The sequence below is a fragment of the uncultured Citricoccus sp. genome, from assembly GCF_937871995.1.
Lineage (GTDB): Bacteria > Actinomycetota > Actinomycetes > Actinomycetales > Micrococcaceae > Citricoccus.
Map to the genome: position 1 here is coordinate 1 of NZ_CALMQR010000093.1, position 23,380 is coordinate 23,380.

Below are 23,380 nucleotides of genomic sequence, written 5' to 3' on the forward strand. Positions count from 1 at the left end.
CCTGGGCGGGGTTGCCGTAGAAGTCGGTGATCTCCACGGCGTCCGCGGTGATGGTAACGACCTGGTCCTGCTCGAGCTCCACAGCCTTGCGAGTGAAGTCGATGAACCCGGAGACGTCCGACCCGAGGAAGTTCTCGCCCTCGCCCAGGCCGACGACCAGCGGGGAATTCTTGCGGGCGGCCACGACGCGATCCGGGTGGTCGGCGTGCACGGCCAGCAGGGTGAAGGCACCCTCGAGGCGCTGGCTGGCCAGCTGCATGGACTTCGTGAGGTCCTGGTCGCCGGCGGTCCGGTAGATGCGACCGATCAGTGCGGCCGCGACCTCCGTGTCCGTCTCCGAGCGGAAGGTGGCACCGGTGGCCAGCAGTTCCTTCTTCAACTCGGCGTAGTTCTCGATGATGCCGTTGTGGATCACGGACAACCGGTCATTGTCGGCCAGGTGCGGGTGGGCATTGAGGTCGGTCGGCCCGCCGTGGGTGGCCCACCGGGTGTGGCCGATGCCCACCGAGGACTTCGGCACGGGCCGCTCTTCCAGCTCGGTCACGAGGTTGGCGAGCTTGCCGGCCTTCTTCCGGTGCTCGACGCCACTGCCGTTGATAACGGCGATGCCCGCGGAGTCATATCCGCGGTACTCCAGGCGCTTCAGGCCTTCCATGAGCACGTCCAGGGCGGAGTGCTGGTCCAAATGAGAGGGCAGGCCAATGTAACCGACGATTCCACACATGGTGTCTACGTTATATCCATTCTGAGTCTGAAGCGGACGGCCCCCGGTGGCCTTCTCGCTGGGAAGCATCGACTGCAATCGCGGCAACCGACAATGACTTCGAGTGCAGCTAAATGTTGACTCGGTAGTCGCCCTGATGCTGACTGAGAGCATCGTGGCCCTGGAAGGCGACCGACTCCTGCCGGAGAATGACTCCGAAGGTCTTGGCGATAATTGTTGCATCCAACCCTAGTGAGAGCTTGTCCACGTACTGCAGGTCGAAATCAATCTTCTGCTCCCACGACAAGGAGTTCCGACCGTTCACCTGAGCTAGTCCCGTCAGTCCCGGACGGACCTTGAGACGGCCGCGCTGCCTGGCGTCGTAGCGGTCTACTTGATATCCGAGAGTCGGCCGGGGGCCAACGAGCGACATATCCCCCTTCAGGACGTTGAGCAGTTGCGGCAACTCATCCAAGCTCGTAGCACGCAGGACGCGCCCGACCCTGGTGACCCGATCGTAGTTGTCCAACGGCTGACCATCTGCATCGTAACTGTCCTCCAAACGCAGCATGCTTCGGAACTTGAGCATCTGAAAGGACCTTCCGTCCAACCCGATGCGTTCCTGGCGATAGAAGACAGGTCCCTTGCTCTCCAATTTGATAGAGGCCGCTGCGATGGCGCAAAAGGGCGCGGACGCCAGCAGGCCTGCGCCTGCACCGGCAACGTCCAATACGCGCTTAATCGAGCGCTGATAAATTGAATTTTCAGTCACGTGGATGCTCCCTTCCAATGATGTCTTCCAGCATGCGACGCCGCGTCTCACGCGCCACCTCGATATTGGCTTGCAGGCCCTTGTTGAACCATTCTCCTTGCACACGCTGGATCTCTTCCAGGTCAGTCCCGACTCTGTCAAGAGCTTGGAACGGGTCCGTCGCCATGAATTCCCGCTGGCTGTAGGGCACCCCCCGTAGTGCGGTGTCGATAATGCCCAAACTCTTGCGGTAGTAGTACCACTTGTCGTCCATAACGCTCCTGAGCGCGTGGACGGCGGGCGTCGAGTTCGCCAGCGCTAGGACTAACCCGTGGTAGCGCTCAGAAAGCAGAATGCGTGCCCGACTGATCACCTCGCGAGCGTCCTCCAAGGTCAGGTATCCGGAGTCCAGGCTCGACATCCTCCAACCGAATTCTCGCGCGAGCCATTCAGCTTGGTCCTGCCCTCCCCGGCCGGCGTACATAGGCACCGTCACGACCTCAAGTCCTCGTCCGCTCATCTGCGCGTCGAACCGCTCCAAGACGTGTCGACGAGAGGCCAATACATCGATCGGCTGATATGTCTCAAAAGCCACATACGAGTCAGGCAGTTCGAGTTCTCTTCTACGCAGGTTAAGCCTGTCGTTGAGGATGAAAAGATCATCTGGAACGAACCGCACACGGGACTCCGGGACGCCGATAGCATGTAGCTCAGCAATCGATCCCACTCGATCCCGAGCGTAGAAAACGGCGTTTCGCAGGGATGCAAGGATGTTTATCAAGAAGGCCGAGCGGGGCCCGAACGGTCCGTAACTGTTGCCCGTGAAAACAACCCTGATCCCAAGGTCCTCGGCAATCAGGATGGGCGCGATCATCTTGAGCATCTTGATGACGCGGTGAGGCTGACACCATAGCTCGTTAAAGTATCCGCCCCCATTGACGACGAGGACCTCTAGCCCCGCAATGGCCCCTTCAACATCCCGATAGTTCGTTATCCCCTGCAATATCTCCAGCGGGGTGAGCCGCGCACCGTCCTGAGCGGCCGCCTCGAGATGGTGGTCGAATTCCACCACTGTAAGGCTGTAGTCAATGTCACGGAAATAGTCTCGACCAACCCGCTCAACAAACCCCCGGTCATACGTAAAGAGCTCAAAGGATGACACCTGTGAACTCAGGTCGAGGACGTTGTTCACGATCATCCCGTAGTCACCGAGATTGGCGTCGGCAAACGGCCCAGTGAATCCAATACGACTACTTGCCGGCATGTTTATGCGCTCCAATTCGTTGGTCGATGATCTTCTCGACGTCACTCATTGTCGACGCGCTGAAGTGCTCCCTGACGCCATCCAGATAGTCCAGCTTGCCCTTGAGTGAGTCCGGTCTTGTCATCTTCACCGTCGTGATAGGAAGCGTGACCGAGACGTGGAAATCTTTGGCGGGATTGTCTCCGACGTACATCAACTCGTCGAGGCGGACGCCTAGCATCTCTGCCACGAGCCGGAAAGGTTTCTCGTGTGGCTTCCAGTACTGGCGGCCAAGATCATCACTGACGACGATCGCGTCGAAGAGGAGTTCTGCTTCGACGGCAGCCAGCTTCTGCCTCTGGGCAATGGCATAACCATCCGTGATGATGCCCAGTTTGATACCCTCCCCGCGCAGTGCCTTGAGCGTGGGCAGGACGTCCGGGTACCAGTCGATCGTCGGCAGGTGTTCGCGATGTACCGCGAGAAGTTCCGCGACGGACTGGTTGTCAGCAGTCAGACCAAGTCGAGGGAGCAGCGTCTGGAAATACTCTGTCCTCGGTGCCCGTGACGCAAGAATAGAATGCCGCAACACCTCATTCAGCGGAAGGCGAGTCTTGGAACACAGGTATTCAAGTACCGCCAAGCGAGCGCTGTCCTGGTAGGCGGATTCAGAGACGAGGGTGTCATCCAGATCGAAGACAACAGCCCGAAGAGGCGTTTGGTTCACCGGCTCACCAATTGCTCGTCCCGAATCATGATCGCCTGGTCGAAGCGCATGAACGTCACCCCATCTTCATAGTCTTCGGTGTATTCGAGCGCCTCTCCCCGCAAGAGCCTGATCAGGTTGGCGCAGCTGTCCGCGCCCGCGGCGATACTCATCGGCGCTCCGCCCCCGAAGCGAGGATTCACCTCGATGAACTCAATACCGCGCTCGGTTTTGAAGCACTGAACCGTGCTATGACCGGGCATCGGCAATGACGCCAGCAACTCCTTGACTGCAGTGATGATCTGAGGGTCCTTGGCGATCCGCCCCTTCAGAATTTCCCCACCGCGCGTCGCAATCCTCAGACGAGGCACGATCGACACGATGTTTCCCTCGAAATCAGAAAAACAGTCAACGGTGTACTCGTCTCCCGTCACGAGTTCCTGAATCATCGGGTCAGTTGTCTGGGGCAGCAGGTAGTCAAGCTGCTCACGATTGTCGACGACGTGGACGCCGATACTGGAACTCCCGGCTTTTGGCTTGAGAATGACGGGAAAGTCTTCGACATCCACCGCTTCCGTTCGTTCAAAAACCTGAGGAGCGAGAAGCCCGTTACGCACGACGTGGTCCTGAGTAAGCATCTTGTCGTTGCAGATCCGTGTGACCCACGGTTCGGCAATCATCACTCGGGTACCTGTGCGTGACTCGATCTCTTGGCGCATTTCCGCCAATACCGGAAGCTCTGGGTCAATCGTCGGAATGACTAGAGAGATTTGATGCTCCGTGACCACTGCGCACAGGGAGTCCAAGTACGTTGGATCACTGACCCGCGGCAGAAGGACGGCCTCGTCTGCGTGGTACAGCGCCGGCGCCAGTCCCTGAGCGTCCCCGGCGACGACTTTGGATCCGGGCGCCTGGTCTTGCATAGCCTTCTGGAATGCCTGAACGAGTTCCACTCGACGGCCCGCACTCAGGACAAGGACATTGACTACCAATCGGCACCTTCACATGGATTGAGCAGACGGACCACCCCGCATATCCGGCGATCCCGTAAATAGGGCGGTGTCGAGTGAACTGCTCGACGATTAGTTTCTACCACGCTCCCGGAACATCAATATCCCCAGTCACCCTTGTGTACTCCGTTTGACGTCAACTCATCTTCGTCCGTTCACCTTGGCGTCGGACTTTCCCGTCAGCCCTAGTTCTTCCCCTTCCCAAGCCCCCTCCCCCGTGCCTACGGTGACAAACAGGGCGCGGGAGCCTCACCAGGCACCCCTGCGCCGCCACAGCAATCAGCGGGAGGTCAGCATGAAAGCACTCACCTGGCAGGGCAAGCGGCACGTCACCGTGGAAGAGGTGGCCGATCCGGTCATCCAGGCGCCGACGGACGCCATCATCAGGATCACCTCCTCGGCCATCTGCGGTTCTGACCTGCACCTCTACGAGGTCCTGGGTCCCTTCATGGACAAGGACGACGTCCTCGGCCACGAGCCCATGGGCATCGTGGAGGAGGTCGGCTCGGAGGTGACCAATCTCTCGGTCGGGGATCGCGTGGTCATCCCCTTCAACATCTCCTGCGGCAAGTGCTGGATGTGCGAGCGCGGACTGCAGTCCCAGTGCGAGACCAACCAGGTCCGCGAGCAGGGCTCCGGCACCGCCCTGTTCGGGTTCTCCCGGCTCTACGGCTCGGTGCCGGGCGGCCAGGCCGAGTACCTGCGCGTGCCCAACGCGGACTACGGCCCCATCAAGGTCCCCCACACCGGTGAGGACGAGCAGTGGCTCTACCTCTCGGACATCCTGCCCACCGCCTGGCAGGGCGTGCAGTACGCCAAGGTGCCCGAGGGCGGCACGCTCGCCGTGCTCGGCCTGGGCCCGGTCGGCCAGTTCGCGGCCCGCATCGGCAAGCACCTGGGCTACCGCGTCCTCGCCGTGGACCCCGTCCCCGAGCGCCGGCTGATGGCCGAGCGCCACGGCATCGAGACCCTGGACCAGGACGCGCAGCTCGGCGACCGCCTGCGGCTGGCCACGGACGGGCGCGGCCCGGACTCGGTGCTGGACGCCGTCGGGATGGAGGCCCACGGCTCCCCCGTCGCAGGTGTGGCCCACAACGTCGTCGGGATGCTGCCGGATGCCCTCGGCCGTCTGATGATGAAGAAGGGCGGCGTGGACCGGCTCAACGCCCTGTCCACCGCGATCGACGCCGTGCGCCGCGGCGGCACCATCTCCCTGTCCGGGGTCTACGGGGGCATGGCCGACCCGCTGCCCATGCTCACCCTGTTCGACAAGCAGATCCAGCTGACCATGGGCCAGTGCAACGTCAAGCACTGGATCGACGACCTCATGCCCCTCGTCGACGACCCCTCCGACCCCCTCGGAACGCTGGACCTGGCCACCCACAAGGTGCCCCTGGACCGGGCCCCGGAGATGTACGAGAAGTTCCAGAAGAAGCAGGACGGCTGCATCAAGGTGGTCCTCAAGCCGAACCTGAACGCCGCGGGCCTGGCGGCCGAGTCCGGCATCGCCCAGGTGAACACGCCGCTGTCCGATGACACCGGCACCACCGGGGCCGACCGGCCATGACCCTGCGCGTCGTCGTCCTCGGCGCCACCGGCAACGTCGGCACCGCCCTGCTGCACCGGCTGCAGCAGGCGCGGGCTGACGGTGAGGTCCAGTCGATCGTCGGGGTCTCCCGGGAAGGGCCGGAGCGCGAGGGCGCCCCCTTCGAGGGCGTGGAATGGCACCGCATCGACGTCACCGATCCCGACGCCGGCCCCCGGCTGGAGAAGGTCATGCGCGGCGCGGACGCGGTGATCGACCTGGTCTGGGTGATCCGTCCCAACCGGGACCGCGAGTTCCTGCACACAGTCAACGTGGTGGGCAACCGCACGGTGTTCCAGGCCGTGGCGCACGCCCAGGTCCCGCACCTGGTCTACGCCTCCTCGATCGGTGCCTACGGCAAGGGCTCCAAGACGGTTCCCGTGGACGAGTCCCACCCGACCACCGGCACCCCGACGTCCCACTACGGCGCCCAGAAGGCCGAGGTGGAGACCCTGCTGGACGAGCTGGAGCGGGAGAACCCGGACCTGCTCGTGACGCGGCTGCGCCCGGGGCTGATCTTCGGGGCGGCCCCCTCCCCCGAGATCAAGGACTACTTCATCGGTGACCTGGTGCCGGCGAGGCTGCTGACCTGGCTGACGGCGGTCGGCCGGTTGCCCGTGCTGCCGTTCCCGGCCGGCATCCGGTTCCAGGCGGTGGCCCAACCGGACATGGCCGAGGCGTACTGGCAGGTGACGCGGCAGCGGGCCGGCGGCGCGTTCAACGTCGCGGCGGAACCGGTGCTGGACGCCCAGACGATCGGCCAGCTGCTGGGGTCCAGGAGGTACCTGGAGCTGCCGGTGGCGGTGTTCAAGGCCCTGGCCGCGGTGACCTACCGGCTACGGCTGCAGCCCACGGACCCGGGCTGGGTGGACATGGCCGCCGTGGTGCCGATCATGGACACCACGAGGATCCGACAGGTCACCGGGTGGGCCGAGACGATGTCCTCGCAACAGGCCGTCCGGGACCTGCTCGACCACTTCGACGCCCCCGAGGCCCTGGGCAACGCCGAGCACCGGTCCAGTTCTCCCGCGGAGTGAGACCCGGGCCTGGGGTACGGGGCCTCAGGCGAGGAACCGGGTGCCCAGCGTCTCCTCGCTGATGCGGCGGACCTCGTCCTGCAGGTGCCGGGTGCGCCGGTAGTTGGTGTCCATCGACTCGCGGTCCAGGCCGCCGTCGGGAACGAGCTCGGCCAGCCGGCCGAGCGCCTGCCACATCCCGATCTGGCCCTGCAGGGCGCCCTGGAGGATGTCCAGCTCCACCTGGGTCATCCCCTGCGTCTTCGAGCGGGTGAGGTTCACCGGGTTCAACCGTCCGGCCACCTCGGCGGCCTTGCCCAGGACCTTCTCCGTGGGTGACTGCTTCAGGCCCAGGCGGTCGATGAGCGCGATGAGCCGGTCCTGCATCTGGCTGACCTGGTCGGTGAGCTCCTTGAACTCCGCCTCATAGGGCGTTCCCCTCCAGGTGTCCGCGGCCGTGCGGAACATGCGCACCCCGCTGCGGGAACCCAGCAAGTGGTGGTTCAGGTAATCCTGCAGCTCGTCGCGGTTCAGGGTGGCGTTCTGGGGCGTGGAGGGAGTCGAGGAAGCGTCCATATCCCATGAGTACTCTGCCCGGGCGCATCGGGCAAGGATGCCGGGCCGGGAGCGTCCCTCAGCCCCGGCCGACGCTGAACTCGACCTGGCGTGCGACGAAAGGGGCGCCCAGGAGCAGTTCGAGATCCCCGACCACGGCGTTCTCGATGTGCTCCACGATCCGCGGCGCGTTCGCCTCCGGCCGCAGGACGTAGGCGAACATCAGCGAGGGGCGCTCCGGGGTGCCCATGATGGTGCAGTCGGCCGAGAGGATCCCGGGCACCACCAGCGCGGCCCGGACGGCACTGCGGGCCAGCCGCCGCTTCCGGCTGGACCAGATGCGCTCCTCCGCGGAGGGTTCCCGCGGACCGGCAGCCGTCGACGTGGACTCACGGGTCGGCGACGAGGCGGGAGCGGGAGGAGTCATGAGAGCTTCGTGCGCCGGTGGGAGGACGTCGGGCGCCTCCGTGGTGATTGCCGATGACAGCGGTTCAAGGACCAAGCTCATGATCATGCCTTCCGTACTCCGGCGCCCCGCTGACAGTCCATAATGGCCTGGCGTAGCTCCATGTTCTAACAGTTATGTACCCTATCTGTTAGTCAACCTACCAATAAAGAGCGCAGTGCGCCAATGACATGGGCGAACAATGACCTGGGCGAAGACGGACCCGACACCGTGGGGAGGCAGTGGACATGCAGGATGAACAGGAGGGCACAACGAACGTGACCGGCAACGGCTACTGGTACCCCGGGGCGGACGCCAACCCCGACCCGGTGGACGTGCTGAACCTGCTGCGCCGGTACCGGGACGCGGAACGGCGCATGCGCGCCCGGACGCGGGACTCGATGCGCATGGGCGAGACGGACCTGGTGGCCCTGCGGTTCCTGCTCCGCGCCACCCGGACCGGGAAGGTGGTCCGCCAGCGGGACCTCGCCGAGGCCCTCGAGATCTCGAAGCCCTCCGTCAGCGCCTTGGTCGATCGGCTGATCCGCGACGGCTACGTGCAGCGCGTGGCCCACCCGGACGACCGGCGCTCCGTGGCCATCGAGCCCACCCAGAAGACCGATGAGGAGGTCAGGTCCACCCTGGGGGTGATGCACCGCCGCATGCTGGCGGCCGCGGAGTCGCTGACCACCGAGGAACTGGCCGTGGTGGCGCGATTTCTCACCGAGCTGACGCGCAGCGTGGAGGACGTCGCGGACGACGTCGATGCGGACGGCGAAGCCTGAGTTCTCCCAGCGGGTGTCAGGGGCCCCCGCTCCGCGGGTGAAGAATGCAGTTCAGCGTGTGAAGAAAGCCGTTCAGCGCGTGAAGAACGCGCTGACCGTCTCGGCCCAGAGCTGCTGGCCCTGATCGTTCGGGTGGATCTGGTCCACCAGGAGGGCCTCCCAGGACTCGGCGTCATCGAAGGCGGCGTGGACGTCGATCACCGGCAGGCCGTGCTTTGTGGCGGCCGCTTCCATGAGGGCCCGGTTGGCGTCCGAGGTCGTGGCGTTCTCCCCGGTCGCGGGGTTCTGGGCCGTGAGGACCACGGGCGCCTCTTCGCCGGCCTGCACGGCCTCAAGCAGTTCGCTCAGGGCCGGTTCGACCTCGTCCGCGTTCCCGTTGTGCCCGTAGTTGAGGATCGTCAGGTGCGCCGGCTGGGGCTGACGCAGGTCCTCCTGGGCCAGCGGCGTGCGAGGCGTGGCGCCGGACTCGGAACCGTTCCAGATGGTGATGGTGCGCTCGCCCTGCCCGAACCGGCGGGGCTGCGGGAACCAGTCCTTCGTCTGGGGGTTCCAGGTGTGCACCACCACGGTGGCGTTCTGGCCCAGTTCCTCGGCCCAACGGTAGACCCACTCGCTGGAGGAGTCGGAGGTGGAGTCCCCGAGGACGCTGATCACGGGGCTCTGGAGCCCGTTGACGACGGCCATCGCGGCGATCTTGGCTGCCGCCGCGGACTTGGCTGACTTTTCCGCCTGCGACGACTCGGTCGGTGAGGATGACGGCTGCGGGGTGGACTCGACCGACTCCGCGGTCCGGGCGACCGCGGCCTCGGTGCGGTACTGCCGTTGCTGCAGGAACAGCAGGGTCACCAAAGCGCTGGTGACGGCGAGCACCAGGATCAGGGCGGTCCACTGCAGCGTCTTCGTCACGTTGGGATTCCTCACGGTGACGATCCTACTGTCCGGCCCGTAGCGCCCCGGCCCCGCGACCAGGAGCGTTTCCCCACTCCCCCTCCCCCCGCCCTCGGGCAGGCAGGCGGCCCGATGCCCTGATGACCCGACCGGCCGGTGGAGCGACCCGCGGGATTGGCTCCGCCGAGGGCACCTGCCTACAGTGACCCTCGACGGCACCCGCCGCCCGTGACTGCAGAGGAGATGAGCCTCGTGGACGCCGCACACCACCGATCGCCAGGGCCGGTCGCACCTGCCCCGCCGGCCCGCCGGCGGGGGATCCTGACCACCGCCGGACTGGCACTGACCGCCGCGCTCGCACTGACCGGCTGCACGTCGTCGGGGTATCCGGCGGACCCGGAGGGGACCCTGGACCGGGCTACCGGGGGCACGCTGCACGTGGGCGTGGTGCACCATCCGCCCTACGTGGACGCCACCGGTGCCGAGCCGAGCGGGTCCGAGGTCGAGCTGGTGGAGGGCTTCGCCCGGCAGATCGGCGCGGAGATCGACTGGACCGTCTCCGGCGAGGAGGCAGTCATGACCGCCCTGCAGAAGGGCGACCTGGACCTGGTGGCCGGCGGGCTCACCAGCCAGTCCCCCTGGACCACCCATGGGGCCATCACCCGTGACTACGCCGAGGCCACCGGCCCGGACGGGAAGACCGCCAAGCTCGTGATGGCCGTGCCACTGGGCGAGAACCAGATGCTCACCGAACTCGAGCGGTACCTCGACGTCGCACACCCGGGAGCACAGCCATGAGTGAGAAGGGTCAGCGCCGCTTCGGCCGCACCGAGCTGCCCCCGGAACTGCAGCAGGCCGTGAAGAGGGCCATCCGGTTGGAATGGATCACCCTGGGTGTCCTGGCGGTGACCGTGCTCGCCGTGGGCCTGGTGACCGGCAGCTCCCAGGCCATGAAGGCCGCCTGGATCGAGGACATGCTGTCCCTGATCCCGCCGATCGCCTTCCTCATCGCCATCCGCATCATCAACAACCCGCCCTCCCGGGACCGGCCCTACGGCACCCACCGGGCCATCGGCGTCGGGCACCTGGTGGCCTCCGTGGCGCTGCTGGTCATGGGCGCCTACCTCGTGGTCGACTCCGCGATCGGGCTGATCACCGCCGACCATCCGCCCATCGGCTCCTTCCACGTGTTCGGGCAGACCGCCTGGCAGGGCTGGTTCATGATCGCCGTCATGCTGCTCTCCGTGCCCGGACCCGTGATCCTGGGCCGGATGAAGCTCAAGCTCGCCGAGCAGCTGCATGACAAGGTGCTCTACGCGGACGCGGACATGAACAAGGCCGACTGGCAGACCGGGCTGGCCACCGCGGTGGGCGTGGCCGGCGTCGGGCTGGGCTGGTGGTGGTTCGACGGCGCCGCCGCCATCTTCGTGGGCGCGTCCATCCTCTACGACGGCATCCGCAACATGGTCACCGCCATCACCGACCTGGCCGACGCCCGCGCCCGGACCATCGAGGGCAACCAGGAGCACCCGGTGATCTACCAGGCCGAGGACCACGCAAGCTCCAGGGACTGGGTGCGCCAGGCCGGGGCCCGGGTGCGCGACGAGGGGCACGTGTTCCACATGGAGATGTTCGTGGTGCCCGAGCCCGGTGCGGCGCCCACGCTGGACCGGCTGCAGTCCCTGCGGGACTCGCTGGCCGACCTGGACTGGCGGCTCGAGGACATCGTGGTGGTGCCCGTGCCGGAACTGCCCGCCGAGGTGCACGGCGGGGCTCCCGGCGACCTGCAGTCCGAGGGCGGGCAGCGGTTCCGGGAGCGCTGAGCCACCCGTCAAGGGCCGGGCGGAACGGCCGCGGGGCCGGTGGGCCGTGGGCTAGGGACTGCCCTGCCCGTGCCCGCAGGTGTTCACCACCACGCTGATGGTGATGTTCGTCGTCGGGGTCTGCGCCGGCTGGTCCGGGGGCGTGGGCGGCGTGGACGGCTCAGGTTCCTGGCCGGCCGGGAGCTCGGCGCCCAGCTCGTCCAGGGCCGCGGCGATCGGGTTCGCGAAGGTGGTGCTGCCGTCCGTGGAGCCGGCGAACAGCAGGCCCACCACGTTGCGGTCCATGTCCATCACCACCGAGCCGGAGTCACCGCCCTCGGAGAACCGCGGCGAGCGTGCGGTGTCCGTGAGGATGCGCACCTGGTGGCGCAGCGTGCGGGTTCCCAGGCCGTCGCCGTAATCCAGGCTCAGGGTCGCCTCCCCAGAAGCCACGGTGCCGAAGGTGTGCTGGGTGGTCCGTCCGCGCTTCTGGACGGCCATGCCGATGCTCGCCTCGGCGCTCCCGGCGACGTCCCCGATGTCGATCACCGCGTTGTCCCACTCTGTGCCCTCGTCCACCGTGACCACGGCGCCGTCCGTGTTCTCGGACAGCACCGCCCGGGTCAGGCTGCCGAACTGCTGGGTGGCCGCGTCCCCGCCGTCGGGCCGTCCGGGCTGGACCATGCGGTCACCGGCCGCCCAGCCGTCGTCCACGCACGCGACGTGGAAGTTGGTCATCGCCAGGGCGGCCCCGGAGGCGCGGTCCCGGACCATGGCCCCCAGGGTGCCGACGAAGACGTATTCACCGGCCTCGGCGACCTCCGGCGGTTCCATCCGGACGCTGCGGGCCGGGCCCATGCTGATGCCGCCGGCCAGCCGCGGGTACGCGGCGGGGTCGACCTGCTGGGCCGCGACGAGCAGCTGGCGTGCGGCCTGGAGCTCGATGACCATCTCCTGCACGTCCGTCTTGACGCCGTCCACCTCCGGGGGGACCACCTCCTCCGGCGGGAGGGCCTTGACCGGCTTCTTGTGCTCCACGAAGACGAGGATGCTAGGTTCCCCGGTCTTCTTGCCGTGGCTCACCTTCTCGCCGATGTCCACGCCGACGACCCCGGGCCGGGCCAGGAGGTCGTCCTCGATGGCCTCCTTGACCGGCTTGATGGCGGCCAGCTCTTTCTGGGTGATGCTGTGTGACATGGGGCCCCTCCCCGCGAAACCCTCCTGGATGGTGCGCTCATTCAACGCCGCACGAGACCACCGCGTCCATGCCCGACATCCCGTGCACCGGCGCCTGCGATGTCCGCGCCGCGCCGACGCGTGCGCGGGCGCCCCGGTCAAACGGTGGATAATGAACCCGTGACCCGACCCACACCCACCGCCACCGGACTGCCTCCGGCCGTCCCCGTGACGACGACTCCGCAGGCCTGGGCCGGCTCCCCGCCCGAGCCCGACGGCGTGGAGAACTACTCCCCCTTCACCGAGCTGGAACGGGACGCCTGGGCCCGGCTGGCCTCCGAGATGGAGCAGCCCTTCGACCAGTCGGACGTGGACCGGTTGCGCGGTATCGGCGAGCACCTGTCCCTGCGCGAGGTCGCCGAGGTCTACCTGCCGCTGTCCCGGCTGCTGAGCATCCACGTGGACGCCGCCGCCCACCTGCGCCGGGCCGCCAACGACTTCCTGCGCGAGTCCACCCGCCGCACCCCGTTCGTGATCGGCGTGGCCGGCTCCGTGGCCGTGGGCAAGTCCACCACCGCCCGCGTGCTGCAGGAGATGCTGCGCCGCTGGCCCAACACCCCGCGCGTGGAGCTGGTCACCACCGACGGCTTCCTCTACCCCAACGCCGAGCTCAAGCGCCGCGGGCTGATGGAGCGCAAGGGCTTCCCCGAGTCCTATGACCGACGCCGGCTGATGCGGTTCGTCGCCGACGTCAAGTCCGGCGCCCCCGAGGTCCGGGCGCCGATGTACTCGCACCTGACGTACGACATCCTTCCGCACGAGGAGGTGGTGGTGCACCGCCCGGACGTGCTCATCGTCGAGGGCCTGAACGTGCTCGCCCCGCCCCGGGTCCGCGCCGACGGCACCACCGGGCTGAGCGTGTCCGACTTCTTCGACTACTCCATCTACGTGGACGCCCGCACCACCGCCGTGAAGCAGTGGTACATCGAGCGGTTCATGCGCCTGCGCTCCGGGGCGTTCGCGGACCCCATGAGCTACTTCCACCGCTACTCCACGCTCACCGACGAGGAGGCCGTGCTCACCGCCCAGGACATCTGGGACCGCATCAACGGTCCCAACCTGGTCCAGAACGTGCTCCCGACGCGCGGCCGGGCCAAGCTGGTGATGTCCAAGGACAGCGGGCACACGGTCACCCGCGTGCTGATGCGGAAGGTCTGAGGACGCCGTGCGCGGTCCGCGGGGCCTGGTGCTGCCGGCGCTCGTCCTCGGTGCGCTGCTGTTGAGCGCGTGCTCCCCGGGGGAGACTCCCGCGTCCTCGGCATCCCCGTCGTCGACTCCCGCGGCGTCTGCCGCGTCCACGCCCCCGTCGACCTCGCCGACCCCGTCGACCTCTGCCGCCGCGGCGACGTCGACGCCGGCCAGCGATTCGGCCCCGTCCACCTCCGCGGCCCCGCCCCGCGGCTCGGCGACGGTCACCGGCCCGGCCGCGCCGCCGTCGTGGTCCGCCGCATCTTCCGCCGCCGCATCCTCCGCCGCGCCGTCGGCCCCGGCCGCACGGGACGGGCACCGGAACCCCTCCTCGGTCCGCGTGCTGGTCAACAAGCGCAACCCGCTGCAGCCCGCCGACTGGGCCCCGGCCGACCTGACCGTCCCCGACATCCGGTCCACCCGCGACGGGCTCACCCTGCGCGCCGAGGCCGCCACCGCCGCCGAGGCGCTCTTCGCCGCGGCCGCCGCCGACGGCGTGGACCTGTCCCTCGTCAGCGCCTACCGCTCGTACTCCTACCAGCAGGGCACCTACGCCGGCTGGGTGCAGCAGCACGGCCGGGCGGGCGCCGACCGGATCTCGGCCCGCCCCGGGCACTCCGAACACCAGACCGGGCTGGCGATGGACGTCGGCGCCGCGGACGCCGCCTGCACCCTCGAGCAGTGCTTCGGCGACACCCCGGAGGGCGCCTGGGTCGCCCGGCACGCCGCCGCGCACGGCTGGATCGTCCGCTACCCCGCCGGCGCCGAGGACGTCACGGGGTACTCCCCCGAGCCCTGGCACCTGCGGTACGTGGGCACCCCGGCCGCGGCCGACGTCGTGCGCTCCGGCGGGGTGCTGGAGACCGCCTGGGGCTTCGCCCCGGCGCCCGGTTACTAGGAACTCCCGCCCGGGTCAGCGCGACGGAGCCAGGGGTGGGGCCTCGAGCGAGTCCGCGTCATGGCCACTGAGCCACTGGTAGAACGGCGCCATCCGGCGGATGCGCGCATCCCGCTGGTCGTAGTCCTCCTGCGCCACCGAGTCATAGAGCTCGCCGGCATCCCGGGAGGCTCTCTGGACGGCGTTCGCACGCTCGAGGCGCAATCCCTGATAGCGCCTCAGCGCTGCGGGGATGTCCGCCGTCGCGGTGTCCTCGAGGACGGCGGCCAGGGCGAAGGCGTCCTCGATCGTCTGGTTGCCTCCCTGACCGAGGTGCGGGAGCATCGCGTGCGCCGCGTCGCCGAGCAGGGCCAGTCGTCCGGAGGCCCAGGTCGTCAGCGGGGGGCGATCGAACAGTCCCCACTGGAACGTGTCCGTGACCCGCTCGATCAGTCCGGTGACCACGGGGTCCCAGCCCGCGAACTCCGCGGCCAGTTGCCGCGGATCCCCCGGCGCCGTCCAGGAGTCCCGCTCGCCGCCCAGGGCGGGGACCACGGCCACGACGTTGATCAACCGGTCGGCCCGGATGGGATACACGAGGAAGTGCCGTCCCGGCCCGATCCACATCTTCGAGGTCCCCCAGTCCCAGTCGCCCGGGTCCGTGACGGGAACCAGTGCCCGGTACGCGGCCGTGCCCGAGGACCGGGGCTGGGCCACCTCGCCGACGACGGCGCGGCGGACGACGGAGTGGATGCCGTCGGCACCGATGACCGCGTCGGCGTGGACCGTCTCGCCGTTCTCGAAGCGCAGGCGCACGCCCTGGATGTCCTCGGTGAGATCGACCAGCCGGTGTCCCGTGTGGATCGCCGCGGCCGGGAGCGCGGACGTGAGGACGTCGATGAGGTCGGCCCGGTGTATCCCGAAGACCCGGCGGTCCCATGAGGCGCCCGGCGTGCGCAGCGTGGAGATCAGGGAGCCGTCCGTGCGCAACTGGAAATACCCCTGGTCGAGGTGTGAGCTGACGCGCTCGATCTGGTCGAGCAGACCCAGCCGTTGCAGCAGGCGCCAGCCGTTGTCCGCCAGGGAGATCCCCGCACCGACCTCCCCGAGCGCGCGGGCCTGCTCGAACACCTCCGCGTCGACGCCCCGCCGGCGCAGGGCCGCGGCCGCGGTGAGCCCCCCGATTCCGGCTCCGATGACAGCAACCTTCATTCTTCTTCCTCCAACAGTGCGCACGCGGTTATGGTCAGCCGTCCGGCCCCGGTCCGCCCCTCGGGGTGAGGGCCTGACGGACCGGCCGGCGGGTTACTGCTGCACATACAGGGACTCGACGTCGAGCGGGTTGTCGGCCATGCCGTACTTGAGCATGAGGTCGTAGATGGTCTGCATCTTCTCGACCGGCAGGTCCGTGTGGGCCGGTTCCAGCTTGATCGTCTGGGCGGTCGCCTCGTCCATCTTCAGGAATTCGGGCAGCATGGCCCGCACGCCGTCCTCATCCTGTGCGGCCCGCTCGGCCGATTCGTTGAGGGCATCCCGGAAGGCGTCGACGACCTGCGGCTGTTCCTCGGCGAATCCCTCACTCGTGAAGGCGATCGTCAGGGGCATGCCGTCCATGACCTCCTGGTTCGGATACCCCACCACGACGTTCTCCGGATCGGCCAGGGCCCGGCTCAGGAACGGTTCCGGCAACCACACCGCATCCACGTTGCCCTGTTCCAGCTGGGCGAGCATGTCCGGGAACGGCATCTCGTTGAACTTGATCCGGGCCGGGTCTCCCCCGGCCCTCTCGGTGGCCTCCATGATCGACAGGTCCCCCAGCGTATGGACGGCGTTGACGGAGACGGTTTGGTCCTGGAGGTCGACGAAGTCCGTGATGCCGGAGTCCTTGCGGGCGATCACGGCATTGATGTCCTCGCCCCCGGGTGAGGACCAGGAGTATCCCGAGACGATCTTCATGGGCAGGCCCTGGTCCGCCGCGGTCAGGACGGACATGGGGTTGCCGACGGCGAACTCCGTCGCCCGGGTCTGGACCGCGGGCAGCAGGGCCGCCCCGCCCTGGCCCTCGACGAGTTCCACGTCCAGTCCGTGGTCCTGGAAGATGCCTTCCGCTACCCCGTAACGCAGTTCCGTGGAGGAGGCGATGGCGATGGTGCCCACGGAGATCTCGGTCAGTTCACCGGAGGCGGCCGGGTCCGGTCCCGGGGCAGAGCCTGACGCCGTCCCGTCGGCCGCGGACGGTGATCCCGAGCCGCAACCGCTGAGCACGAGGGTCGCAGCCGTGAGTGTGGCCGCCACGCCCCAGCGAAGCCGGCGGGGGATGCGTGGGTTCTGAGAGGTCATGGTGTGTCCTTGATCCGGGGTGAGAGCCGTGGTTCCAGAAGTAAAGGTCACGCGCGGTGTTCCCACAACGGAAAACGGGGCGCATTCCCCTGGGAGGAAAAACCATGAGTACCTCAACCACCCCCTGGTGAGTCGATGCCTTGAATGGTGCGGCAGTGACTGGCACTCTTTCCGATATGAGGAATCCGAGGGCTGATGCTGCAGACCGTTGACCGCGCGCTGCACCTCCTCGCGTTGATCGGGTCTCGCGGGGAGATGACGGTCACCGAGGTGGCCGGAGTCCTCCAGGTCAGTCCCTCCATGGCGCATCGCCTTCTGCGCACCTGCGCGGACGCCGGGTTCCTGCGCCAGGACGCGCGGAGCGGTCCCTACCTGGTGGGTCCCGCCCTCCGCCAGGTCTCGGTGGACGTCGCCCGCGGATCCACGCTCCGGGATCTCCTCGGCGGAACCCTGAGGCAGGCGACAGAAGGACTCCTCGAGACGACCAGCCTGGCCACGCTGGAGGGCAGGAACATCCGCTTCCTGCTGACCGAGGAGGGCGGCCACCTGGTCCGGATCGCCCGGCCCATCCGGGCGGTGACGCCGGCCCACGCCACCGCGGCGGGACGGGCCCTGCTGGCCGACCTCTCCGACGAGGACCTGGCCGCCCGCTACCGGGACGCCGCCCTGGAGACCGTCCAGCCCGGGACCATCCAGGACTGGGACCAGTTGGTGGCGGAGATCGCGAAGGTGCGAAACCGGGGCTGGGCCATCCAGGTGGGTGAGGCCCAGCCCGGGGTGGCCGCGCTCGCCATGGCCGTGCGCGATGGTTCCGGCACGGCCGTCGCCGCCCTGACGGTGACCGTGCCGTACCTGCGACTCAACCGTGCGGAGGATGCCCGCTCCCTGGCCCGTCGGCTGCGCCCGTTCGTGGACCAGATGGAGAGGCGACTGGCCCCGTCCGCCTCCCGGTGACGTCCCGTCTCGCCTGACGCCAGGGCTGCTCCCCCACTGTCATCGAACCGTGTCCTGAGGCCGTGCGGCCGGCGGGATGCGGCACCGAACCGCAACCGAACAGGCACCGCTCCGCGCTGTCCGTATCCTTCGGTCCCCGGGCACACTTCTGCTACCTGGCGCCGGATCCCCCCGGAGCCTGCGGAGATAGAGCACCGTCATGAAGAAAGCGCTCGTTGCCCTCGCCTCGGCCGCCCTGGCCCTGGGAGCGCTCGCCGGGACCAGCGTGAGCGCACCGCCACCGAGCGAGGCCGCCTACTGCGCGATCACGTGGGGTTCGCAGCCCCAGGCCACCGCCACCGCGTCCGGTGAGGCCTGGTTCTCCCCGCACACCGTCAAGGGCGTGCGCACCGGACGGCACGCGTGCTACGACCGTCTCGTGGTGGACGTGCGCGGGCCGGCGATCTGGCACCACGTGCGGTACGGCCCCGTCCGGGACGGCGACGGCCGGACCCTGTCCCTGCGGGGCGCCGCCGACCTGCAGGTGTTCCTCACCAACCCCTCCACCACCGGCGCCGGAACGCTCACCTGGAGGCCGGGCAACACCCGGGAACTGCGCGACGTCTCCGGTTACCGCACGTTCCGCCAGGTCGTCCTCGCCTCTCACCACCGGGAGACGGTCACCGGGGAGTACGACGGGCAGCCGCGCAGCCACGACGAGGCCTACACCTCGATCGGCCTGGGCGTCCGCGCCCGGCTGCCGTTCCGCGTCTTCCAGCTCGAGGGCCCCGACGGCGGCTCCCGGCTGGTCGTCGACGTCGCCCACCGCTGGTGACGCACCCTCGGCCCCGCAGGGGCCGGCCCACAGCCCGTGCACGACACCCCCCCGGACAGGTTGCACGCGGACACACCCACCACGGACAGAGAAGGACACCGTCATGAAGAAGCCGTTCGCCGCAGCAGCCACCGCCGCCCTGGCCGTCGGGCTGGGACTGGGCCTGGGGGTCACGGCCCCACCACCGGCCACCGCGGCCCCCTATTGCGGCATCACGTGGGGATCGGCGGCCAAGACCCGGGCCGTCGAGTCCACCGCCCAGATCACCGGCGTCCGCACCGGACGCCACACCTGCTTCGACCGGATGGTCGTGGACCTGCGGTACAAGGTCAAGGGCTATGACGTCCGCTACGGCCGCGTCTACACCGAGGGACAGGGCGAGTACGTCCCGCTCACCGGCACGGACATCCGGATCATCGTCAAGGCCCGGACCTACACGGACTCCGGGCGGGCCACCTATGCCCCGGCCGACTGGGACCATGTGGCGGACGTGGACGGCTACCGGACCTTCCGGCAGGTCGCCTATGCCGGCAGCTTCGAGGGCCAGACCACCTTCGGGCTGGGCGTGCGTGCCCGGCTCCCCATGCGCGTGATGATCCTGGACGGTCCCGGCACGGGCTCGCGCCTGGTGATCGACGTGGCGCACCGGTGGTGATGCCGGCGGATCCCCGACGATGACGGCGTGGCACGGACCGTTTCCCACGCTAGCCTCGGACCATGCTCCAGGGATTCAAGGAATTCATCATGAAGGGCAACGTGCTCGATCTGGCCGTTGCCGTCATCATCGGTGCCGCCTTCGGCGCCGTCGTCACCGCACTCGTCGACTCGGTCCTGATGCCGTTCATCTCCGGACTGGTCGGTTCACCCAACTTCGATTCCTTCGCCGTGGTCACCTTCAACGGCAATGACATCAAGTTCGGCGTCCTGCTCACCACCATCGTCAACTTCCTGCTCGTGGCCGGCGCGGTCTACTTCGTCATCATCATGCCGATGAACAAGATCGTGGAGGCCCGAAACCGCAAGCTGGGCATCACCCCGGCCGCCGAGGAGGTCCCAGAGGACGTCAAGCTCCTCACCGAGATCCGCGACGCCCTGACCTCACCCACGGGCGCGACCGGTCGCCGCGCCCACACGGAGGGCATCGCGGACACCCCGCCGTCCTGATCCCGCCCGCCGTCCTGGTCCACAGCCCCTCCGCCCCCGTTCCCTCTCCTCATCCCTCCGACCGATCCCGCCCCCTCCCGATACACCCCTGATACCTCTCGTCCCTCCCCCGGACCCGGGAGCGCCGCAGGCACCTGCGGCGCTCCCGGCGTCTGACAAGGCCGTTGGTCACAGGTTCCGCACAGGCGTGACCTACGGGAGACCTAGACGCCGGTGGTGGTCTGGTACCTGCACCAGATCACGCGACGATCCCGCCCCCGGGGGAGTCGCCTCACGGACGAGGAACACCGATGAGCACGCATGAGGCATCCCAGGACGCCGCTGTCTCCCCCCTGGCACCCCCCGCACCCCGGCGCACCGGACGGCTGATCGGCATCGACGCTGCCCGCGGCCTGGCGCTGATCGGGCTGATCGCCATCCACATCTTCCCGGACGAGACCGACGCCGGTGATCCCACCCTGGCCTGGAACCTGTTCTCCGGTGACTCGGCCGCACTTTTCGCCCTCCTGGCCGGCGTCGGACTGGCCTTCAGCACCGGCGGGGCCACCCCGCACCGGGGACGGCAACTCGCCGCGGACCGTCTGGGCCTCGTTGCCCGGGCCCTGGTGATCGGCGCCATCGGCCTGGTGATCTCGGCCATCCTGCCCTGGGACCCGCCGGCGAACAACATCCTGACCTACTACGCCGTGTTCTTCCTGCTGACGATCCCGTTCCTGCACCTGCGGACCCGCGCGCTCTTCCTCAGTGCCGCCGCCTTCGCCGTCATCTTCCCCATCCTGCTCCAGCAAGTGGGACCGGAGCTGCCCGAGTCCTCCGCCTGGAACCACACCGTGGTCAACCTGGTCACCGAGCCCCTCGGCACCGTCTCGGAGTTGCTGCTGACCGGCAACTACCCCGCCCTGGCGTACATGACCTACCTGCTGGTGGGCCTCGGTCTCGGCCGACTGAACCTGCGCAGCACGCGCGTCCAGGCCATGATCGCCGGTGCCGGCGCCGCGCTGGCCGCCCTGTCCCACCTGCTGTCCGCCCTCCTGCTGGGCCCCGCCGGGGGGTACAACGCGCTCCTGGCCGCCTCGGAGATGTCGGAGGATGAGCTGGACTGGACCCTGACCTTCGGCAGCGAGGAGATCCCGGACACCTCTGCCTGGTGGCTGGCCGTGGACACTCCTCACGCCAACACGACCCTGGCCATCGGAGCCAGCCTGGGCCTGGGACTGCTCGTGACCGGACTGTTCCTGCTCCTCGCCGAGCGGACCGGCCGGGTGCTGATGCCGCTGGCGGCCATGGGCTCGATGACCCTGACCCTGTACTCGGCGCACCTGATCGCCCTGGCCCCGGAGCTCCACTACGACGATCCCGTCCTCTGGTTCGTCCTGCACCTCGCCGCGGCCGCCGCCTTCGCCTGGTACTGGCACCGCAGGTTCGGCCAGGGACCCCTGGAGAAGGGGGTGGCGACGGTCGCCCGCAGGACTCGTCAGCTGGTCCTGGACCGGGAACCCGGATCCGTCGCCGCCGGGACGGCCACCGCGCCCCCGTCCAGCACACCCCCTCGGCCCGGCCCGGGGCCCGGCCCGGGGCCTGACCGGGGCCTGAGGGCCTGACCGGGGCCTGAGGGCCTGACCGGGGCCTGATGAGGTCACGGCAGTGTCAGGGACCGATGCAGGGGATCCAGTCGCGGTCCGGGTCCTCGCAGGTCGGCAGGGTCATGGCGAAGAGGACCATGACGATCATGACCGCCCCGGCGGCCAGGACGCCCAGGAACAGCAGCACCTTGCTGAGGCGCGGGGTGGCCTCCTCCGGCGACAGCTCCTCGGACACCGCCTCCTCGAGGTCACGGTCCTCCCCGGACGGATCCCCGTCCGGTGCGGTCGGTTCCTGCTCGGTGGTCATGCCCTGCTCATACCCGGCGCCGGGGCCGCTCAGGACAGGGCGAGTTCGCGCTTGACGATGGTGGCCAGGTCCTCGGCCTCGCGGCGGGCGACGTCCTCGTGCTCGGCCTCCACCATCACCCGGACCACGGGCTCGGTGCCCGAGGGGCGCAGCAGCACGCGGCCGGAGGCACCCAGGCGGGCCTCGGCGTCGGCGACGGCGGCCTGGACCTCGGCGTCCAGGCCCGTGCGGGACTTGTCCACGCCCTTGACGTTGACCAGCACCTGCGGCATCCGCTGCATGACCTGGGCGAGCTCGGCGAGCGTCTTGCCGGTGGCGGCGAGCCGGGCCCCGAGCTGCAGGCCGGTGAGCACCCCGTCCCCGGTGGTGGCGTAGTCGGCGAAGATGACGTGGCCGGACTGCTCGCCGCCCAGGGAGTAGGACCCGTGCTTCATCCCGGCCAGCACGTACCGGTCGCCCACCTTGGTCTCCACCAGGCGCACGCCCTCGCGCTGCATGGCCAGCTTCAGCCCCAGGTTGCTCATGACGGTGACCACCAGGGTGTCGTCCTTGAGCCGGCCGGCCTCCTTGAGGGCCACGGCCATGATGCCCATGATCTGGTCCCCGTCCACCACGGTGCCGGTGGCGTCCACGGCCAGGCACCGGTCGGCGTCGCCGTCATGGGCGATGCCGAAGTCCGCCCCGTGCTCGATCACGGCCTGCTGCAGGTTCTGCAGGTGCGTGGAGCCGTAGCCGTCGTTGATGTTGATCCCGTCCGGATCGGCACCGATCACCACGATGTCCGCGCCGGCGTCCTTGAACGCCTGCGGGGAGCAGCCGGCCGCGGCGCCGTGGGCGCAGTCCAGCACGACCTTCAGCCCGTCCAGCCGGTTCGGCAGGGACTTCAGCAGGTGGATCACGTACCGGTCCTCGGCGTCCGCGAACCGCTGGATCCGCCCGACGTCGGCGCCCGTGGGCCGCAGCGGGGCGCGGTCCATCTGCCGGACGATCGCGTCCTCCTGGTCGTCGGTGAGCTTCTCACCGCCGCGGGCCAGGAACTTGATGCCGTTGTCCGGGGCCGGGTTGTGCGAGGCGGAGATCATCACCCCGAAGTCCGCGTCCAGGTCCCCCACGAGGAAGGCCGCGGCCGGGGTGGGCAGCACGCCGGCGTCATAGACGTCGACGCCGGCGCTGGCCAGTCCCGCCTGCACGGCGGCGTTCAGGAACTCGCCGCTGATCCGGGGGTCCCGGGCCACCACCGCGGTCGGCCGTCGGCCGGCCGACACCTCGTGCCCGAGGACCGCGGCGGCGGCCTGGGACAGTTGCATTGCCAGTTCGACGGTCAGCTCTCCGTTGGCCAGGCCGCGGACGCCGTCAGTTCCGAATAATCTGCTCATCACGGTGGATTCTATGCCCCGGGAATGAGTTTTCCGTGTCATGTCGCTGTGG

The 23,380-nt window shown here is 68.5% G+C and carries 24 protein-coding genes and 1 pseudogene; 12 read left to right on the forward strand and 13 right to left on the reverse strand.

Features of this window, described 5'->3' with window-relative positions; all coding sequences use genetic code 11:
* The 5 genes and pseudogenes from Q0283_RS11085 to Q0283_RS11105 all read right to left on the reverse strand — a co-directional run.
* Positions 1-724: pseudogene (locus Q0283_RS11085) on the reverse strand (glutamine--fructose-6-phosphate aminotransferase); the annotation flags it as partial.
* A gap of 109 nt (positions 725-833) precedes the next feature.
* A complete protein-coding gene (locus tag Q0283_RS11090; protein ID WP_298044644.1) occupies positions 834-1,475 on the reverse strand; it encodes a sugar transferase in 642 nt (213 codons plus the stop codon).
* Positions 1,468-2,652 (reverse strand): polysaccharide pyruvyl transferase family protein, encoded by a 1,185-nt coding sequence (locus Q0283_RS11095; protein ID WP_298044646.1) that lies wholly within the window; start codon positions 2,650-2,652, stop codon positions 1,468-1,470. The genes Q0283_RS11090 and Q0283_RS11095 overlap by 8 nt, the downstream gene beginning before the upstream one ends.
* Before the next feature lie 52 nt (positions 2,653-2,704).
* Positions 2,705-3,424, reverse strand: coding sequence for an HAD family hydrolase (locus Q0283_RS11100; RefSeq protein WP_298044648.1), 720 nt, complete (start codon positions 3,422-3,424; stop codon positions 2,705-2,707).
* Positions 3,421-4,395, reverse strand: a complete 975-nt coding sequence (locus Q0283_RS11105; RefSeq protein WP_324590509.1) for an ATP-grasp domain-containing protein — start codon at positions 4,393-4,395, stop codon at positions 3,421-3,423. Before Q0283_RS11105 ends, Q0283_RS11100 begins: the two co-directional genes overlap by 4 nt.
* 313 nt (positions 4,396-4,708) lie before the next feature.
* On the opposite strand from Q0283_RS11105, the gene Q0283_RS11110 reads away from it, so the two are divergent.
* Both Q0283_RS11110 and Q0283_RS11115 read left to right on the forward strand, forming a co-directional pair.
* Positions 4,709-5,980, forward strand: coding sequence for a zinc-dependent alcohol dehydrogenase (locus tag Q0283_RS11110; protein ID WP_298044651.1), 1,272 nt, complete (start codon positions 4,709-4,711; stop codon positions 5,978-5,980).
* Positions 5,977-7,035 carry an NAD-dependent epimerase/dehydratase family protein gene (locus Q0283_RS11115; protein WP_298044653.1) on the forward strand — a complete coding sequence of 353 codons (1,059 nt, stop codon included), beginning with the start codon at positions 5,977-5,979 and terminating at the stop codon, positions 7,033-7,035. Before Q0283_RS11110 ends, Q0283_RS11115 begins: the two co-directional genes overlap by 4 nt.
* Positions 7,036-7,059: 24 nt before the next feature.
* Here the strand turns inward: Q0283_RS11115 and Q0283_RS11120 are convergent, their stop codons facing one another.
* Positions 7,060-7,590: a hypothetical protein gene (locus Q0283_RS11120; protein ID WP_298044655.1), complete on the reverse strand. Its 531-nt coding sequence runs from the start codon at positions 7,588-7,590 to the stop codon at positions 7,060-7,062.
* 58 nt (positions 7,591-7,648) lie between these two features.
* The gene (locus tag Q0283_RS11125; protein ID WP_298044657.1) at positions 7,649-7,996 is read right to left on the reverse strand and encodes a hypothetical protein; all 348 of its coding nucleotides are present in this window, start codon (positions 7,994-7,996) and stop codon (positions 7,649-7,651) included.
* A 266-nt stretch (positions 7,997-8,262) separates the two neighbouring features.
* Between Q0283_RS11125 and Q0283_RS11130 the strand changes: the two genes are divergently transcribed.
* The gene (locus tag Q0283_RS11130; protein WP_298044659.1) at positions 8,263-8,799 is read left to right on the forward strand and encodes a MarR family winged helix-turn-helix transcriptional regulator; all 537 of its coding nucleotides are present in this window, start codon (positions 8,263-8,265) and stop codon (positions 8,797-8,799) included.
* Positions 8,800-8,871: 72 nt separating this feature from the next.
* On the opposite strand, the gene Q0283_RS11135 is transcribed toward Q0283_RS11130, so the two are convergent.
* Entirely contained in the window at positions 8,872-9,720 is an 849-nt protein-coding gene (locus Q0283_RS11135; protein WP_298044661.1) for an SGNH/GDSL hydrolase family protein, read from the reverse strand.
* A gap of 219 nt (positions 9,721-9,939) precedes the next feature.
* Here Q0283_RS11135 and Q0283_RS11140 point away from each other — a divergent pair, with 219 nt between their 5' ends.
* Positions 9,940-10,485, forward strand: a complete 546-nt coding sequence (locus tag Q0283_RS11140) for a transporter substrate-binding domain-containing protein (RefSeq protein ID WP_298044688.1) — start codon at positions 9,940-9,942, stop codon at positions 10,483-10,485.
* Entirely contained in the window at positions 10,482-11,510 is a 1,029-nt protein-coding gene (locus tag Q0283_RS11145) for a cation diffusion facilitator family transporter (RefSeq protein ID WP_298044663.1), read from the forward strand. The genes Q0283_RS11140 and Q0283_RS11145 overlap by 4 nt, the downstream gene beginning before the upstream one ends.
* A gap of 51 nt (positions 11,511-11,561) precedes the next feature.
* On the opposite strand, the gene Q0283_RS11150 is transcribed toward Q0283_RS11145, so the two are convergent.
* Positions 11,562-12,686, reverse strand: a complete 1,125-nt coding sequence (locus tag Q0283_RS11150) for a hypothetical protein (RefSeq protein WP_298044664.1) — start codon at positions 12,684-12,686, stop codon at positions 11,562-11,564.
* 159 nt (positions 12,687-12,845) lie between these two features.
* Here Q0283_RS11150 and coaA point away from each other — a divergent pair, with 159 nt between their 5' ends.
* On the forward strand, positions 12,846-13,883 hold the full coding sequence (gene coaA / locus Q0283_RS11155; protein WP_298044666.1) for a type I pantothenate kinase: 1,038 nt from the start codon (positions 12,846-12,848) through the stop codon (positions 13,881-13,883).
* 7 nt (positions 13,884-13,890) lie between these two features.
* Complete coding sequence (locus Q0283_RS11160) at positions 13,891-14,811, forward strand: M15 family metallopeptidase (RefSeq protein ID WP_298044669.1); 921 nt, start codon at positions 13,891-13,893, stop codon at positions 14,809-14,811.
* A 15-nt stretch (positions 14,812-14,826) separates the two neighbouring features.
* Here the strand turns inward: Q0283_RS11160 and Q0283_RS11165 are convergent, their stop codons facing one another.
* Entirely contained in the window at positions 14,827-16,002 is a 1,176-nt protein-coding gene (locus Q0283_RS11165) for an FAD-dependent monooxygenase (protein ID WP_298044671.1), read from the reverse strand.
* 93 nt (positions 16,003-16,095) lie between these two features.
* Positions 16,096-17,130 (reverse strand): ABC transporter substrate-binding protein, encoded by a 1,035-nt coding sequence (locus tag Q0283_RS11170; RefSeq protein ID WP_298044673.1) that lies wholly within the window; start codon positions 17,128-17,130, stop codon positions 16,096-16,098.
* Positions 17,131-17,325: 195 nt separating this feature from the next.
* On the opposite strand from Q0283_RS11170, the gene Q0283_RS11175 reads away from it, so the two are divergent.
* The 5 genes from Q0283_RS11175 (at position 17,326) to Q0283_RS11195 (ending at position 21,663) form a co-directional block, all read left to right on the forward strand.
* A complete protein-coding gene (locus tag Q0283_RS11175; RefSeq protein ID WP_298044675.1) occupies positions 17,326-18,084 on the forward strand; it encodes an IclR family transcriptional regulator in 759 nt (252 codons plus the stop codon).
* A gap of 199 nt (positions 18,085-18,283) precedes the next feature.
* A complete protein-coding gene (locus Q0283_RS11180) occupies positions 18,284-18,898 on the forward strand; it encodes a hypothetical protein (RefSeq protein WP_298044676.1) in 615 nt (204 codons plus the stop codon).
* A 103-nt stretch (positions 18,899-19,001) separates the two neighbouring features.
* The gene (locus Q0283_RS11185; protein ID WP_298044678.1) at positions 19,002-19,553 is read left to right on the forward strand and encodes a hypothetical protein; all 552 of its coding nucleotides are present in this window, start codon (positions 19,002-19,004) and stop codon (positions 19,551-19,553) included.
* A 62-nt stretch (positions 19,554-19,615) separates the two neighbouring features.
* Positions 19,616-20,062, forward strand: a complete 447-nt coding sequence (gene mscL, locus Q0283_RS11190) for a large conductance mechanosensitive channel protein MscL (RefSeq protein WP_183527498.1) — start codon at positions 19,616-19,618, stop codon at positions 20,060-20,062.
* 290 nt (positions 20,063-20,352) lie between these two features.
* Positions 20,353-21,663, forward strand: a complete 1,311-nt coding sequence (locus Q0283_RS11195; RefSeq protein ID WP_298044681.1) for a heparan-alpha-glucosaminide N-acetyltransferase domain-containing protein — start codon at positions 20,353-20,355, stop codon at positions 21,661-21,663.
* 46 nt (positions 21,664-21,709) lie between these two features.
* Here the strand turns inward: Q0283_RS11195 and Q0283_RS11200 are convergent, their stop codons facing one another.
* Positions 21,710-21,952, reverse strand: coding sequence for a hypothetical protein (locus Q0283_RS11200; RefSeq protein ID WP_298044683.1), 243 nt, complete (start codon positions 21,950-21,952; stop codon positions 21,710-21,712).
* Between the two features lie 29 nt (positions 21,953-21,981).
* Positions 21,982-23,328, reverse strand: coding sequence for a phosphoglucosamine mutase (gene glmM / locus Q0283_RS11205; RefSeq protein ID WP_298044685.1), 1,347 nt, complete (start codon positions 23,326-23,328; stop codon positions 21,982-21,984).
* Positions 23,329-23,380: the final 52 nt, after the last annotated feature.